Consider the following 13,760-nt stretch of genomic DNA (forward strand, 5'->3'; position numbering starts at 1 on the left):
CAAAATCCGGGCTCAGACTTATCCGCGATGTCACGGCATTGTGAGGCTGCGGGGGAAGCGGGCTTTTCGTCATGGGCATGACGAGGGTGGACATAACGCGCTACATCATGGGCTTGTTTGAGTCAGGCTCTCAGGTCGATGCGTCGGCGTGCCCGGCCGCATTGACCAGCAGCCGGTCGAGGGAGGCGGCACCAGGGCCTGCGATCGCGAGCCACGTGAAGGCGGCGAAGTAGGTCATTTCCTCGAAGCCGAGCAGCGTTTGCAGCGAATCGACGTCGCCCCATTTGGCCGACTTGATCGCGACGAGCATGGTCACCGCCAGCATCGCGGCCGGGATCCGGGTGAACAGGCCGAGGATCAGCATTGCGCCGCCAAAGCACTCGACGCCTGATACGAAAGGGGTGAGGATTTTCGGAAACGGAATACCCCAGCCGATAAAATTCTCGGTGACCTGCGGCAAATTGGTGAGCTTGCCCCAGCCGGCCAGCGTGAAGGTGTAACCGACGACCAGCCGCATGATCAGCGGGCCGGCCCAGGAGAAATATGAGGCGATCTGCGCCGGCAACAGGATCAGAAGATTGACGATGAAATTCATGCGGGCCCCCTCCAATTATTATCGTGACGCGAGGCCGCACCGGCGGCCTCTCAAATCAAGTGCGCGCGAAAAACGCTGCGGCCGCGCAGGGCGGCAATCTGGTCATGGCAGGAGTTTCGCAACGGATAGCCCGCTTGTTACGGGCGTTAGCCGAAATTTTGCAGTGCGGGGAGCGTTTCCAGCAGCCAGATGCTGATGCTGGTGACGGCGCCGGTCAAGAAACCGATGCCGGTAATGACCATCAATACACCCATGGCGCGCTCGACGCTGGTGAGATGCCGCTTCATCCGCGCGAATAGCTCGGAGAATTGTTCGATCATGAAGGCGGCCAGCAGGAACGGAATTCCAAGCCCGAGGGAATAGACCGCGAGCAGGCCCGCGCCCTTGGTCACCGTGGCTTCGGCGGCGGCGATCGACAGGATCGCTGCGAGTATCGGCCCGATGCAAGGGGTCCAGCCGAACGCAAACGCAAGTCCCATGACATAAGCGCCCCACAGCCCGACTGGCTTCGGCGCGGTCAGCCGTCCCTCGCGCATCAACAGCCCGATGCGGGTCAGCCCCAGGAAATGCAGGCCCATGATGATGATGACGATGCCGGCGAGAATCGAGAGTTCTGCCGACCAGGCGCGGATCAGGCCGCCGATGATGGAAGCGCTGGCACCGAGCGCCACGAACACGGTGCTAAAGCCGAGCACGAACATCAGCGCCGCGGCCATCACCGCGCGTTTCGAGGCCTTCGTCGCCCCGTCATTGTTGACCTGCTCGATGGTCGCGCCGGTCAGGTAGATCAGATACGGAGGCACCAGCGGCAGCACGCAGGGCGACAGGAAGCTGACAAGTCCGGCAATCAGGGCCGCCGGGATGGAAACATCGTGCATTGCATGACCTTCGAGAACCGCCGCAAGGCATAGCGCCGTCTTGGCTTGTACGGAACAGGCAATCGGTAAGTTTCGTCGGCTTCCGGCTCAACTCTGGTCACAGAGCCGTGTCCAAGGCATATGAACACGCCGGGATAGCCTCGCCGGTGAAACAGACGCTAGTATCGTTCCGTATTGCGGTAACCGACCCCGCGAACCAGGACCCCGCAATGCGCATCGGCATTCGCAACGCCATCTCGGCCCTCGTGCTGACGTCGATCGTCGTCAGCGCCGTCGGCGTGCATTTGCTGTGGTGGCGGACCGCCCAGCAGGTCAGCCAGACCCTTGCCGACACCATCAACGACCAGATCGTCTCCGCAGTCGGCGACGAACTGCAATCGATCACCTCGGAAGCGCGATCGTCCATGTCGGCGGTGCGCACCTTGTTGCTCGGAAAAGTGTTCGAGGCGCGCGACGCCGAGATGCGCGAGGTGGTCATCCGATCGCAGTTGCGGTCGCAACCGACCATTTCCTGGGTGGCGTTCGGATGGCCGGACGGGACGTTCTTTGCCGGGCACAAGCTTGGCAATGGCGTCATCGAAATGATCGAGATCGCGGGTGACCGAAAGGCGAAGATCAACCGTTATGAGTTCGGAGGTGGCGACACGCTGCTCAAGTCCAGCCGCGTCGAGGACACCAATTACTCCGTCACCGATCAGGAATGGTTCCGCGAGGTGGCCGGCTCCAACGACGAAAACTGGTCGACGCTGACGAAGCATCCCAACGGTGAACGTCTGGCGGCCGCCTTCGCGGCGCCGATCCAGATCGATCAGAAACCCGCCGGCGTCATCGCCATCATCATCGAACTGACGCGGGTCTCGAACTTCCTGTCGCAGCTGACGGTCGGAAAATCGGCCGGCGCATTCATCCTCGATCGCGAGGGCGGCGTGGTCGCGGCGCCCGATCCGGATGCCAGCGAAGTGACGCCGCTGAAAACCGATCATCCGCTGTTTGCGGTCGCGGTGGATGCGATGAAGAATGCCGGCACCGCCTACAATCCCGGCGAAGGCGAGCCGCTGAAGCGCCAGGTGACGCGGGACGGCAAGGTCTATCAGGCGGTGCTGACGCCGATCTCGTTTCCGGGCTGGTCGCTGGTCACAGTGGTGCCGGAGTCGGAATTTCTGGGCCCCGTACAAATGACGATCCGGAACCTGCTGATCGGGCTTGCGGTCCTGATCGTGATTGCCGGGCTGCTGTCGGCATGGCTTGCCCAGCGCCTGATCGCCGCGCCCCTGATCAAGGTGGTGGGCGAGATCAGGCATGTCGAGCGCTTCGATCTGGACAAGGTCGAGCGGCATCCGTCGCGGCTGACCGAGATCGAGAACCTGTCAGGCGCCATCGGCGACATGGCGCAGGGGCTGGCCGCGTTCCGCAAATACATCCCCGCTGATCTGGTGAAGCGGCTGATCAGCGACGGCAATGGCGCGCGCCTCGGCGGTGCGGTGCGGCCGATGAGCGTGATGTTCATCGATCTCGCCGGCTTCACCGGCATCTCGGAGCGGCTCGGCGACCGCATCATCCCGCTGCTGTCGCGTTATTTCGATTCCGTCTCGGCGCAGATCCAGGCGCAGGGCGGCACCATCGACAAATTCATCGGCGATGCCGTGATGGCGTTCTGGGGGGCGCCGACACCGAACCCCGAACACGCCGTCGATTGCTGCCGCGCCGCTCTGGCCTGCCAGCGTGCTATGGCAGAGGTCGGTCTGGTCGACGACCATGGCCAGCCGGTCAAGATCCGCATCGGCATCAATTCCGGCGACATGCTGGTCGGCAATATCGGGTCTGAGGTGCGGCTGAACTACACGGTGATCGGCGACGCCGTGAACATCGCGAGCCGGCTGGAAGGCACCAACAAGGTCTACGGCTCCACCATCATCATCGGCCCCGAAACGCGGCGTCTCGCCGGCGACCGCATCGTGGTGCGCGAACTCGATCGCCTGGCGGTCTACGGCCGCGCCGGAGGCTTGCAAATCTACGAATTGCTTGCCATGGCGGACGAGGGCGGCGGTGCGATCGACTGGGTGAAGGCCTATGAAGCCGGACTCGCATGCTGGCGGGCGCGCGAATTCACGGCCGCGATCAGGGCGTTCGAACAGGTGATGAAGATCAAGGATGATGCGGCGGCATCGGTCATGATCGCGCGCTGCAGGGAGCAGCTCGAGAATCCGAGCGACCAGGAATGGGACGGCACGACCGTCGCCAAATCCAAGTAGGAAATAGGCGGAGATGTTGATTTGAAAGTCCTGCTCACCCATACGCCGCAAGCGAGGGCGCAATATTACGGCGAGCGCAGCCTGAGCGGATTGCAGGCGATCGCGCAGGTGGAGTTGCATGAGCGCGACGACGCGCTGGATGCGTTCGGCCTGATCAACGCCGCACGTGATGTCGAAACCATCGTCGCCGACCGGCTCACCGCTGGACCCGGCGAGATTTTTGCGCGGCTGCCAAAACTGCGCGCCTTCGTTCGCTGCGCGGTCGACATTCGCAACATCGACGTCGAGCAGGCTTCGCGCGCGGGCGTGCTGGTCACCCAGGCCGGACCCGGCTTCGTCCAGTCGGTGGCCGAACTCGCCGTGGGTTTCATGGTCGACCTGTCGCGCGGCGTCTCGCGTGCCAGCGCCGACTATCACGCCGGGCGGAAGCCCAAAGTGATCATGGGCCGGCAATTGGCCGGCAGCCGCATCGGCATTATCGGCTACGGCAGCATCGGCCGCTACCTTGCCGGGATCGCCAGGGTGCTGGGCATGGAGATTCTGGTCGCCGATCCCTTCGCGAGCATAAGCGAGCCGGACATCCAGCATGTGCCGCTCGACGATCTGCTCACGCGTTCCGACTTTGTCGTCTGCCTCGCGGTCGCCAATGAGGCGACGGAAAATCTGATCGGGCAGGCGGCGCTGGCGCGGATGCAGAAGCATGCGTTCTTCATCAATCTGTCGCGCGGCAATCTCGTCGACGAGGCGGCGCTGAGCGCGGCGTTACGCGACAATCGCATCGCGGGAGCCGCGATGGATGTCGGGCGTGCGTTGGACCAGATGCCGACACCGGAACTGGCGCAACTGCCTGATGTGATCGCAACGCCGCATATCGGCGGGTTGACGTCGCCCGCGATCGAAAGCCAGTCGCTGGAGACGGTGCGGCAGGTCGAGAAGATCATCGCCGGTGAGATTCCCGTCGGCGCCGTCAATGCCATCAGCTGGACGCGACGTCCTTGATGCTCTGCACCATTCATGGCTGACCAGACGCCTCGACGCTTGAACAGTTACGAATGAAACGATACGCAGGCTGATGCGTCTTCCCTTCTTTTACGGCTGGTTGATCGTCGCGGTGACGTTCGTCACCATGGCGATCGGCGTCAATGCGCGGACCGCGTTCTCGTTGTTCTTTCCGCCGATCGTCTCCGAATTCGGCTGGGAGCGCGGTGTCACCGCGGGCGCGTTCTCGTTCGGCTTTATCGTATCCGGCGGCGTCAGCCCGCTGATCGGCCGCTTGATGGACCGTTACGGCCCGCGCGCGGTGATGGAACTCGGCGTCGCGCTGATGGGCTCAGGCCTGCTGCTGGCGCCGCTGACGACGCAGCCATGGCACCTTTATCTCACCATCGGCGTGCTGGTCGGCGCGGGCAGTGTGTGCCTGGGCTATTCCGGCCAATCGCTGTTCGTGCCGAACTGGTTCATCCGCCGCCGCGGCCTGGCGATGGGACTGGCGTTTGCCGGCGTCGGCATCGGTTCGGTGACCTTGCTGCCCTGGGTGCAGTTGATGATCGACCAGACCGGCTGGCGCACCGCCTGCACCGCAATGGGCATCGTGGTGCTCGTGGTGCTGGCGCCGATCAATCTGTTGCTGCGGATGCGGCCCGAGGATATCGGGCTGCTGCCGGATGGCGACGCCGCACCGACGGCGACTTCAGCAAAGCCAATATCGAACATCGTCGATCCCGTCTGGGCCGCTACCGACTGGACGCTAGGTCGCGCGCTGCGCACCGCGCGGTTCTGGTGGATATGCCTCAGTTATTTCTGCGGACTGTACATCTGGTACGCGGTGCAGGTGCACCAGACCAAATTCCTGCTCGATATCGGCTTCTCCGCCAATGTCGCGGTCTGGGCGCTCGGCGTGGTCAGCCTGCTCGGCATTCCCGGCCAGATCTGGCTCGGGCATCTCTCCGACCGGATCGGGCGCGAATGGATCTGGGCGATCAGCTGCCTGGGCTTTGCGATCTGCTTTGCGGCGCTGATCGCGCTGAAATTCGCGCCTGTCTTGCCGTTGGTCTATCTGATGATCGTGACCCAGGGCGTGCTCGGCTACGGCCTGACCTCGGTGCTGGGCGCGGTGGTGCTCGAAATCTTCCAGGGCAAGCACTACGGCAGCATTTTCGGCACCATCATGCTGGCGGCGCTGGCCGGCGGCGCAGCCGGCCCGTGGGCGACGGGGTTTCTGTTCGACCGTTACGGCAGCTACACGCTGGCCTTTGCGATCGGCATCGCCGTCAGCGCCTTGTCGGCGTTCGCGATCTGGCGGGCCTCGCCGCGCAAGGTGAGGGCGGTCGCGGGGCAGCTGCATAAGATGCAAGGCGGCGGTTAGAATAGTTATGCCGACGCCGCGCCGATCGCGCGTCGCAGATCGCCGATCGCGCGCAGAAAACTGTCGGCCGGCGTGGTCTCGGGATCGATCAGGCGGTGCAGGCGGAAGCCGTCCTCCATCGCAAGAACGATAGCTCCCCACCAGGCCGGATCGAGCACCGGATCCTTGCCGCTGTTCTTGGCCGTGGTCTCGATGATGTCGGCAATCAGTTTGCGCCGGGCGCGCAGCCGCTTGGCAAGTTCGGGCCGGCGCTTTTCGGCGCGCGCCACAAACAGGATCATCTCTATGTGCAGCAAAGGCGAGCGGCCGAGCGGATCCTGCTGGCTGCGGTCCATGGTCTTCAGCGCATCGATGAAATCCGGCAAGCTCTTGTGCTTCGCGAGCAGATCGTGAAGGCGCAGAATCGATAGCTCGACGTGATTCTCGAGCATGGCGATGATCAACTCATCCTTGCTCGTGAAATTCGAATAGAATGCGCCGCGCGAGAAGCCGGCCGCGGCGGCAATGGTTTCGATGCTGGCGCCGCCGATGCCCTGTTCCTCGAACACGCACGCAGCCGCCTCGAACAGCTTCTCGCGGGTATCGTCCCGGGTAGGTCTGGTTCGCAACCTTGACATCGGCCCATTTTAGGTCAGAATGCAACTCAATACAACAGTGTATCGAGTTGCGTTGGCCGGATCACGAAGTCCGGCAACTGAAAATGCGATACGCTGACAAAGCCAATAAAAACTGCGGTGTGGAAACCAATCGAGGTCATCATGAACGAGCACGTTCAGGCTGCGACGAGCGAACCGCTTTTCAATCCATTGTCGCCCGAGTTCATCCGCAATCCCTATCCGCATTACGAGCGAATGCGCAACACCGATCCCGTGCACCTGACGCCGCTCGGCCTCTATGTCGCCAGCCGGCACGCCGAGTGCAGTCTGGTGATCCGCGACAAGCGCTTTGGCAAGCAGCATGTCGAGCGCACGATCCGGCGCTATGGGCCCAACATCATGGAGGAACCGGCCTTTCGCAGCCTGGGCCTCATGATGCTGCAGCAGGATCCACCCGACCATACTCGTCTGCGCGGACTGGTGGTGAAGGCATTCACCGCGCGCCGGGTCGAGGACATGCGCCCGCGCATCCAGCAAATCGTCGACGAGACGCTCGACCGGATCATCCCGCAGGGGAAGATGGACCTGATCGAGGATTTCGCCTTCCGCCTGCCGGTGACCGTCATCTGCGACATGCTCGGCATCCCCGAAGAGCATCGCGAGGCGTTCTACACCAGGGCGCGCGGGGGTGGCCGCATTCTCGATCCGGTGCCGTTGTCGCCGGAGGAGATCAAGCAGGCCAACGAAGGCACAATGATTTCCGAGATGTATTTCCAGCAACTGTTCGAGTTGCGGCGAAAAAACCCCGGCGACGATCTCACCACGCAGCTGGTGCAGGCGGAGGAAGACGGTCACAAGCTCTCCAACGAGGAACTGACGGCCAACATCATCCTGCTGTTCGGCGCCGGCCATGAGACGACCGTCAACCTGATCGGCAATGGCCTGCTGGCGCTGCATCGCAATCCGGACCAATTTGCGCTGCTCAAGGCCAGGCCCGAGCTCATGACCAATGCTGTCGAAGAGTTCCTGCGCTACGATTCCTCCGTGCAGCTGACCGGCCGGGTGGCGCTGGAAGACATCGACGACCTCGGCGGCAAGCGGATTCCAAAAGGCGAGACCGTGCTGTGCCTGCTGGGTTCGGCCAACCACGATCCGGCGGTCTACCCTGATCACCCCGAGCGTCTCGATATTACCCGGCCCAATGTGAAACCGCTGTCCTTTGGCGGGGGCATCCACTTCTGTCTCGGCGCCCAGCTGGCGCGCATCGAGGCGGAGATCGCGCTTTCCACCCTGCTGCGCCGGATTCCCGACCTGCGGCTGGATGACGCGGTGAACCCGGAATGGCGGCCGACCTTCGTGCTCCGGGGCCTGAAGCATCTGCCGGCAAGCTGGTAACCATATCGCCTCGACATCGACGAGCCCTCAGGTTCTGAATAAATCGGAACCGGCGGGACTATGGCGCTGATGCCGCTGTGACTTCGCCATACTTCTCTCTATATATTGAGCTGCTCCGGCCCTGAGTTCGCGTGGCGCGGTCTGTGCCGGAGCGGTTCATGGGGAGACACCGTGCAGACGACGCTGCTCGGCCTGGCAATCGCCTTTATCATTGCGCTGGTGGCCGCGCTTGTCGGGCCGTATTTCATCGACTGGAATCAATTCCGGCCGCAGTTCGAGGCCGAAGCGAGCCGGATTATCGGCGCGCCGGTGCGCGTCGGCGGCAAGCTCGACGCGCGGCTGTTGCCGGCGCCGTCGTTGCAGTTGCGCGGGGTGACGGTCGGCGGCGCCAACGACCTTGGCAAGGTGCGCGCCGACAAACTCGACGTCGAATTCAGCCTGGGTTCGCTGATGCGCGGCGAAGTGCGTGCCACCGAGCTTTCCATCAACGGCATGTCGCTCGATCTCGGGCTCGATCCAAAGGGCCGGATCGACTGGCCGGCCTCGACCGGAACGCTCAATCCGGGCTCGCTGGCGATCGATCGGCTCAATCTCACCGGCCGGATCGCGCTGCACGACGCTGCCAGCCGCAGCGCCCTCGAACTGAACGACATCGCCTTTTCCGGCGATGTGCGTTCGCTGGCGGGCTCGATCCGTGGCGACGGCAATTTCGTGCTGTCGGGCACGCGCTATCCGTTTCGGGTTTCTTCCGGCCAGACCGCCGACGGCAACGGCACCCGTGTCCATCTGAACATCGATCCCGGCCCGAACACGCTCTCGGCCGATCTCGACGGCATATTGTCTTTCGAGACGAGGGCGCCGCGTTTCGACGGCACGATGGTATTGGCGAGTCCGCCCCGCCCAAAGGCCGGCGACTTCGATACGTCGCCGCCATCCTGGCGTGTCAGTTCCCGCGTCAAGGCCGATTACTCAACCGCACGGCTTGATGCGCTCGAAGTGACGTATGGCGTGGACGAACGCGCGCTGAAACTGGCGGGCAATGGCGACGTGCGCTTCGGCACCTCGCCGCTGCTGCGGGCTTCGCTCGCCGCGCGCCAGCTTGATGCCGACCGATTCTTCGCCAAGGACAGCAAGGACGTTGTCGCCACCGAACCGGTCCGTGTGCTGCCGGCGGTGCGCGCGCTGATGTCGGGCCTTCCGCAAGTCCCGATCGCGGCGCAGATCGGATTTGCCTCCGAGCAGGTGATGCTGGGCGGCCGTCCGTTGCAGGACATCGCTGCCGAACTCCATGGCGATGCGAAATCCTGGAGCGTACGCAAGCTGGAGTTTCGCGCGCCGGGCACGACGCGGGTCTCGCTGAGCGAGGCGATCGCAAAAGGCGCGTCGCCGGATCAGTTCAAGGCCGCGCTCAACGTCGACTCGTCAGATCCCGACGCGTTGATGACCTGGCTGCAGGGCCGCGGCGACATCGGCTATCGCAGCCAGAAGCCGTTGCGGCTGCGCGGCGACGTCACCATTGCGCCTGATGGATTTGCCATCGATGCGATGAAGGCCGAGATCGATGGCGGCGCCGTTGAAGGCCGTATCGCGGTGTCACACCGGCAAGCGGGCAGCGGCTCGAAGATCACGGCGGAGTTGAAGGCCGAGCGCCTCGACCTCGATGCGGCCACGGCGCTGGCGCGTTCGCTGGCCGGCCCGCAGGCCGAATGGCCGGACGAAGGGCGGCTGTCACTGGATATCGGCCGAGCCATTTCCGCCGGCCAGGAGTTGCGGCCGCTGGTGGCCAGGCTTGGTTATGGACCGAAGGCGTTTTCGCTCGACCAGTTGAATATTGGTCAGCCTGACAAGGTCGCGTTGGAAGGCATCGGCCGTTTCGATCGCTTCGCTTCGATAGGGAAGCTGGAGTTTCATTCGACGGCGTCGTCGTTTGGCCAGATCACCGCGCTGGTGGCGCCGTTTGCGCCGTCTCTGGCCGCGCGGCTTAATGCGATGGGGGCGAGCCCGGGGCCTGCGCGCGTCAAACTCGCGCTCGAACTCAACAAGAGCGCCGGGCAGGCCGATCTTGCCAACGCGCGCGCGGTGGTCGACATCGAGGCGCCGCAGCTCAAGGGTATCACCACGATCACCGCAAAGCCGGCACTGACGGCGATCCAGGGCATCGATCTGCAGGCGCTGCAGCGCAGCGAAATCGGGATTGATTCGAAGATGTCGTCGGGGCAGGGCCGTGCCTTGCTGGCGCTGCTGGGGCTGGATCGCGCGATGACCGCCGGCGACGGCCCGGCGCAATTCGAAGGCTCGGCGACGGGGGCATGGGGTGGATCGCTGCGGCTCAAGGCGAAGATCTCCGGAAAGGGTCTGGACGCCGATGCCGACGGTACGGCGGAGCCATGGGAGGCCAAGGGCAGTTTCTCCCTGAAAGTTCGCAGCGCCGATTTCGGGCCGTTGCTCGACCTCAAGCCGACGGACACGCTGGCACAGAATATCGGCCTGTCCTCGCGCGTGTCGCTCGCAGGCAACAAGCTCACGTTCGACGATCTCGACAGCAGCATTGCCGGTTCACGGCTGCGCGGACACGTCGCGGTTACCTTGGGCGATGAAAAAAATATCGAGGGTGAAATCGGCCTCGACCAAATCGCGCTGGCGCCGGCCTTTGCGTTGGCGATGGGGGCTGCCGGACACGATGCGGCGGAGCCGCTCACCGCGGGGCTGGTCAGGGGCTGGCGCGGAAAGGTCGCGTTCCAGGCATTGCGTGGCTTGCTGCCGGGCGGCAGCGAATTGCAGCCGGTGAGCGGGATTGTGAAGAGCGACGGCCAGTCGCTGACCTTCGATTCCATCAAGGGTAAGATCGGCGGCGGCGAGGCCACGGCCACGATCGACGCCAGGCAGGGCCCAAATGGCATTGCGCTGAACGCGAGCGTGCAGCTCAGTAGCGTCGATGGCACGGCGCTGCGCTATCGCAATCTCGCGATGCCCGGCGGCCGCGCGTCGCTGCAGATGGCGTTGGCAAGCCAGGGCCGCAGCGCGGCGGCGCTCACGGGCGCACTGTCCGGCAGCGGAACCGTGACACTGGAATCCGCGAGGATTGCCGGGCTCGATCCGCGCGCCTTTGAGGTAGCGGTTCGCGCCAGCGATGGCGGGCAGGCCAAGGACGATGCGAGGCTGAAGCAAATCGTCGAACCGGCGCTGCTGGCCGGCGCATTGTCGGTCGGCTCGGCGCAAATCCCGTTCAACATCAGGGATGGCCGGCTGCGCGTCGGCGCCACCACGCTCGACGCCAATGGCGTGCGGGCCACCGTCTCCGGCGGCTATGACATTCCGGCCGATCAGGCCGACATCCGCGCCGCGCTGGCGCTGACGATGGTGGGGCCCGCGACCGGCCGCCCCGAAATTCAATTGTTTGCCGTGGGCACGCCCGATGCGCTCAATCGCAGCGTCGATGTGACGGCGTTGTCTTCCTGGCTGGCGGTACGGACGATCGATCACGAAACACGAAGGCTGGATGCGATCGAGCGTGGCGAACCGCCGCCGCCGATGCCGGCGCCGATATCGTTGCCGCCGGATGCGGTGGTGCCATTAGCGCCGGAAGCGGCGTCGCCGAGCGAGGCGCTGTCGCCAGTGCCGGTGCCCGGCCGCGATCCGCGCCGGCCGCCGGCAGCGAAGCCAAAGGCCGCCACACCGCCGCGCCCGCCGGCGCCGGTTGCCACCGCGCCTGCGCCCGCGCCAAATCCGCCCGCGCCGCTGGCGAGCCAGCCGCAGGTTGCGCCGCTGCCTCCGCCGATCGAAGTCAGGCCGGCGCCCGGTGCTGCGCCGGTAGCCAAGCCGAGGCCGAAGCCGCCGCTGTCGCTGACGCCGCAGGTCGCCAATCCACCGCCGCGGCCGGCGCTGCAGAATAATTAGAGCACGATCTCGCGCTGGATTCCGATCGCCTGCAGAAATGCCTGGTCATGGCTGATCACGATCAACGCGCCGTCAAAGCCACGCAGCGCAGTTTCCAGTTCCTCGATCGAGGAGAGATCGAGATGGTTGGTCGGCTCATCCAGTAGCAGCATGAAGGGCGGTTGAGGTCTTGCGAACACGCAGGCCATTCCCGCGCGCAGCCGCTCGCCGCCGGACAGCGTGCCGGCGATTTGCAGCGCCGCACGGTTGCGGAAGGCAAAGCGGGCGAGGGCGGCGTGCGCCTCGTTGCCGGTCAGCTCCGGATTGAGGCGGCGCAGATTGTCGAGGATCGATGTAGCCGGATCAAGCAGCCCGACATGCTGGTCGAGCACGGCGATGCGATCGATCAGGCGGGTTATGTCGCCGCTCACGGCGCTCAGTTCGCCCGTGATCAGTCGGAACAGCGTGGTCTTGCCGGAGCCGTTGGCGCCGTGGATCGCGATCCGCTCGGGCCCGCGCACCTCGAATGACAGCGGGCCGAACAAAGCGCGACTTTCAAAAGACATCATCACGTCCTTGAAGGCGATGAGTTCATGCCCGCGGGGCAGGTTGGTCTCGGGTAAGTCGATCGCGAGCGGCGTCAGGACTTCCACTTTGGCGCGCGCCTCTTCGAGCGCGTCGGTGCGGTCGCCGAGCAGGCGATCGGCAAGACGACCCTCGCGGGCGCTGCTCGCTTCCGCGATCTGCTTTTGGGCACCCAACATTATCCTTGCCTGGCTGCCCGAGCGTGCGTAGTCGCGACCGACGCTGTCGCGGCGTGCCTTCTTCTCGCGCGCCTTCTGTATAGAGCGTTCGGTGTCGCGCAGCGCGTCCGACGCGCGCTCGAGCTCGGCTCCCGCGCGTGCCCGGGCGGCATCGCGCGCCTCGGCGAAGGTGGACCACGCGCCGCCAAACACGGTAATGCCGACCGGCGTCAGTTCGACGATGCGGTCGACGCGCTCCAGCAGCGCGCGGTCGTGGCTGGCGACGAGCGCGCCGCCCTGCCAGCGTTCGAGCAGTTGCGCCACCGCTTGCCGTCCATCGGCGTCGAGATTGTTGGTGGGCTCATCGAGCAACAGCAGGTCCGGCGCCTCGATCACGAGGCGCGCCAGCGCGACGCGCGTTCGTTCGCCGCCGCTCAGCGAGGTGACCCCGCGATCGAGCGGCATCGCGGGCAGGCCGGTTTCGACCAGCGCGGTCTGCAATCTCGCTTCCAGCGTCCAGTCGGCATCCGCGGCATCGTCGAGCGAGCCCTCACCGCGTTCGAGACGGCGCAGGCGGGCGAGGTCGCCGGCAACACCGAGCGCTTGCGCGACCGTCTGGCGGTCATCCGCCAGCTGCGCGAGCATGCCGATCGAGCCGATGCGTTGCACGGATCCGCCGGCAGGTTCGCTCTCGCCCGCGATCAGGCGCAGCAGGGTGGATTTGCCGGAGCCGTTGCGTCCGACGAGCCCCGTTCGCTCGCGCCCAAGCGCAAGCGTCAGTCCGTCGAACAGTGGCCGGCCGTCAGGTGTATTGAGGGAAATCGAATCCAGAATGAGAAAGGCGGGCATGAAGAGCTTCCGAAATGGACAGGGATCGCGGCGCGGTGTGCATTGCGATGTCCATTGCTCTCTCCATGTGTCCGTGTGGCTGGATCGGCATTTCCTAGAAACTTGCCGGCCCCAAGGCAACGGCGTCCTCGCCGGTCTCTCCGATTTGTGAGGACGCCCCGACCAAGTCGGGGAATGTACGGTGCGAAGCGGGGTTGATGGATACGGCTGG

General features: G+C 64.7%; 9 protein-coding genes. 5 read left to right on the plus strand and 4 right to left on the minus strand.

From position 1 onward, the window contains the following. Positions 1 to 130: 130 nt before the first annotated feature. Both JQ597_RS22145 and JQ597_RS22150 read right to left on the minus strand, forming a co-directional pair. Positions 131 to 595: a DoxX family protein gene (locus tag JQ597_RS22145; RefSeq protein ID WP_212266423.1), complete on the minus strand. Its 465-nt coding sequence runs from the start codon at positions 593 to 595 to the stop codon at positions 131 to 133. A 146-nt stretch (positions 596 to 741) separates the two neighbouring features. Continuing rightward, positions 742 to 1,473: a cytochrome c biogenesis CcdA family protein gene (locus JQ597_RS22150; protein WP_212266425.1), complete on the minus strand. Its 732-nt coding sequence runs from the start codon at positions 1,471 to 1,473 to the stop codon at positions 742 to 744. A gap of 146 nt (positions 1,474 to 1,619) precedes the next feature. On the opposite strand from JQ597_RS22150, the gene JQ597_RS22155 reads away from it, so the two are divergent. The 3 genes from JQ597_RS22155 to JQ597_RS22165 all read left to right on the plus strand — a co-directional run bounded on the left by JQ597_RS22155 (position 1,620) and on the right by JQ597_RS22165 (position 6,090). Continuing rightward, positions 1,620 to 3,725, plus strand: coding sequence for an adenylate/guanylate cyclase domain-containing protein (locus JQ597_RS22155; RefSeq protein ID WP_349628867.1), 2,106 nt, complete (start codon positions 1,620 to 1,622; stop codon positions 3,723 to 3,725). A gap of 21 nt (positions 3,726 to 3,746) precedes the next feature. Beyond that, positions 3,747 to 4,724, plus strand: coding sequence for an NAD(P)-dependent oxidoreductase (locus tag JQ597_RS22160; RefSeq protein ID WP_212266427.1), 978 nt, complete (start codon positions 3,747 to 3,749; stop codon positions 4,722 to 4,724). Between the two features lie 73 nt (positions 4,725 to 4,797). Continuing rightward, positions 4,798 to 6,090, plus strand: coding sequence for an MFS transporter (locus tag JQ597_RS22165; RefSeq protein ID WP_212266429.1), 1,293 nt, complete (start codon positions 4,798 to 4,800; stop codon positions 6,088 to 6,090). 5 nt (positions 6,091 to 6,095) lie between these two features. Here JQ597_RS22165 and JQ597_RS22170 read toward each other — a convergent pair whose 3' ends face one another. Continuing rightward, positions 6,096 to 6,707 (minus strand): TetR/AcrR family transcriptional regulator, encoded by a 612-nt coding sequence (locus tag JQ597_RS22170; protein WP_212266431.1) that lies wholly within the window; start codon positions 6,705 to 6,707, stop codon positions 6,096 to 6,098. Between the two features lie 141 nt (positions 6,708 to 6,848). Between JQ597_RS22170 and JQ597_RS22175 the strand changes: the two genes are divergently transcribed. Both JQ597_RS22175 and JQ597_RS22180 read left to right on the plus strand, forming a co-directional pair. Beyond that, positions 6,849 to 8,081 carry a cytochrome P450 gene (locus tag JQ597_RS22175; RefSeq protein ID WP_212266433.1) on the plus strand — a complete coding sequence of 411 codons (1,233 nt, stop codon included), beginning with the start codon at positions 6,849 to 6,851 and terminating at the stop codon, positions 8,079 to 8,081. 171 nt (positions 8,082 to 8,252) lie between these two features. Beyond that, complete coding sequence (locus JQ597_RS22180; RefSeq protein ID WP_212266435.1) at positions 8,253 to 11,978, plus strand: AsmA family protein; 3,726 nt, start codon at positions 8,253 to 8,255, stop codon at positions 11,976 to 11,978. On the opposite strand, the gene JQ597_RS22185 is transcribed toward JQ597_RS22180, so the two are convergent. Next, positions 11,975 to 13,549 carry an ABC-F family ATP-binding cassette domain-containing protein gene (locus JQ597_RS22185; protein WP_212266437.1) on the minus strand — a complete coding sequence of 525 codons (1,575 nt, stop codon included), beginning with the start codon at positions 13,547 to 13,549 and terminating at the stop codon, positions 11,975 to 11,977. The genes JQ597_RS22180 and JQ597_RS22185 overlap by 4 nt on opposite strands. Positions 13,550 to 13,760 lie beyond the last annotated feature (211 nt).

It is taken from the genome of Bradyrhizobium sp. AUGA SZCCT0177 (assembly GCF_018130125.1).
Taxonomy (GTDB): Bacteria; Pseudomonadota; Alphaproteobacteria; order Rhizobiales; family Xanthobacteraceae; genus Bradyrhizobium.

What these genes read in the sequence shown, in the direction of transcription:
- JQ597_RS22145 (WP_212266423.1), bottom strand. Translation starts at nt 595, where the DNA reads ATGAATTTCATCGTCAATCTTCTGATCCTGTTGCCGGCGCAGATCGCC.
- JQ597_RS22150 (WP_212266425.1), bottom strand. Translation starts at nt 1,473, where the DNA reads ATGCACGATGTTTCCATCCCGGCGGCCCTGATTGCCGGACTTGTCAGC.
- JQ597_RS22165 (WP_212266429.1), top strand. Translation starts at nt 4,798, where the DNA reads ATGCGTCTTCCCTTCTTTTACGGCTGGTTGATCGTCGCGGTGACGTTC.
- JQ597_RS22170 (WP_212266431.1), bottom strand. Translation starts at nt 6,707, where the DNA reads ATGTCAAGGTTGCGAACCAGACCTACCCGGGACGATACCCGCGAGAAG.
- JQ597_RS22175 (WP_212266433.1), top strand. Translation starts at nt 6,849, where the DNA reads ATGAACGAGCACGTTCAGGCTGCGACGAGCGAACCGCTTTTCAATCCA.
- JQ597_RS22185 (WP_212266437.1), bottom strand. Translation starts at nt 13,549, where the DNA reads ATGCCCGCCTTTCTCATTCTGGATTCGATTTCCCTCAATACACCTGAC.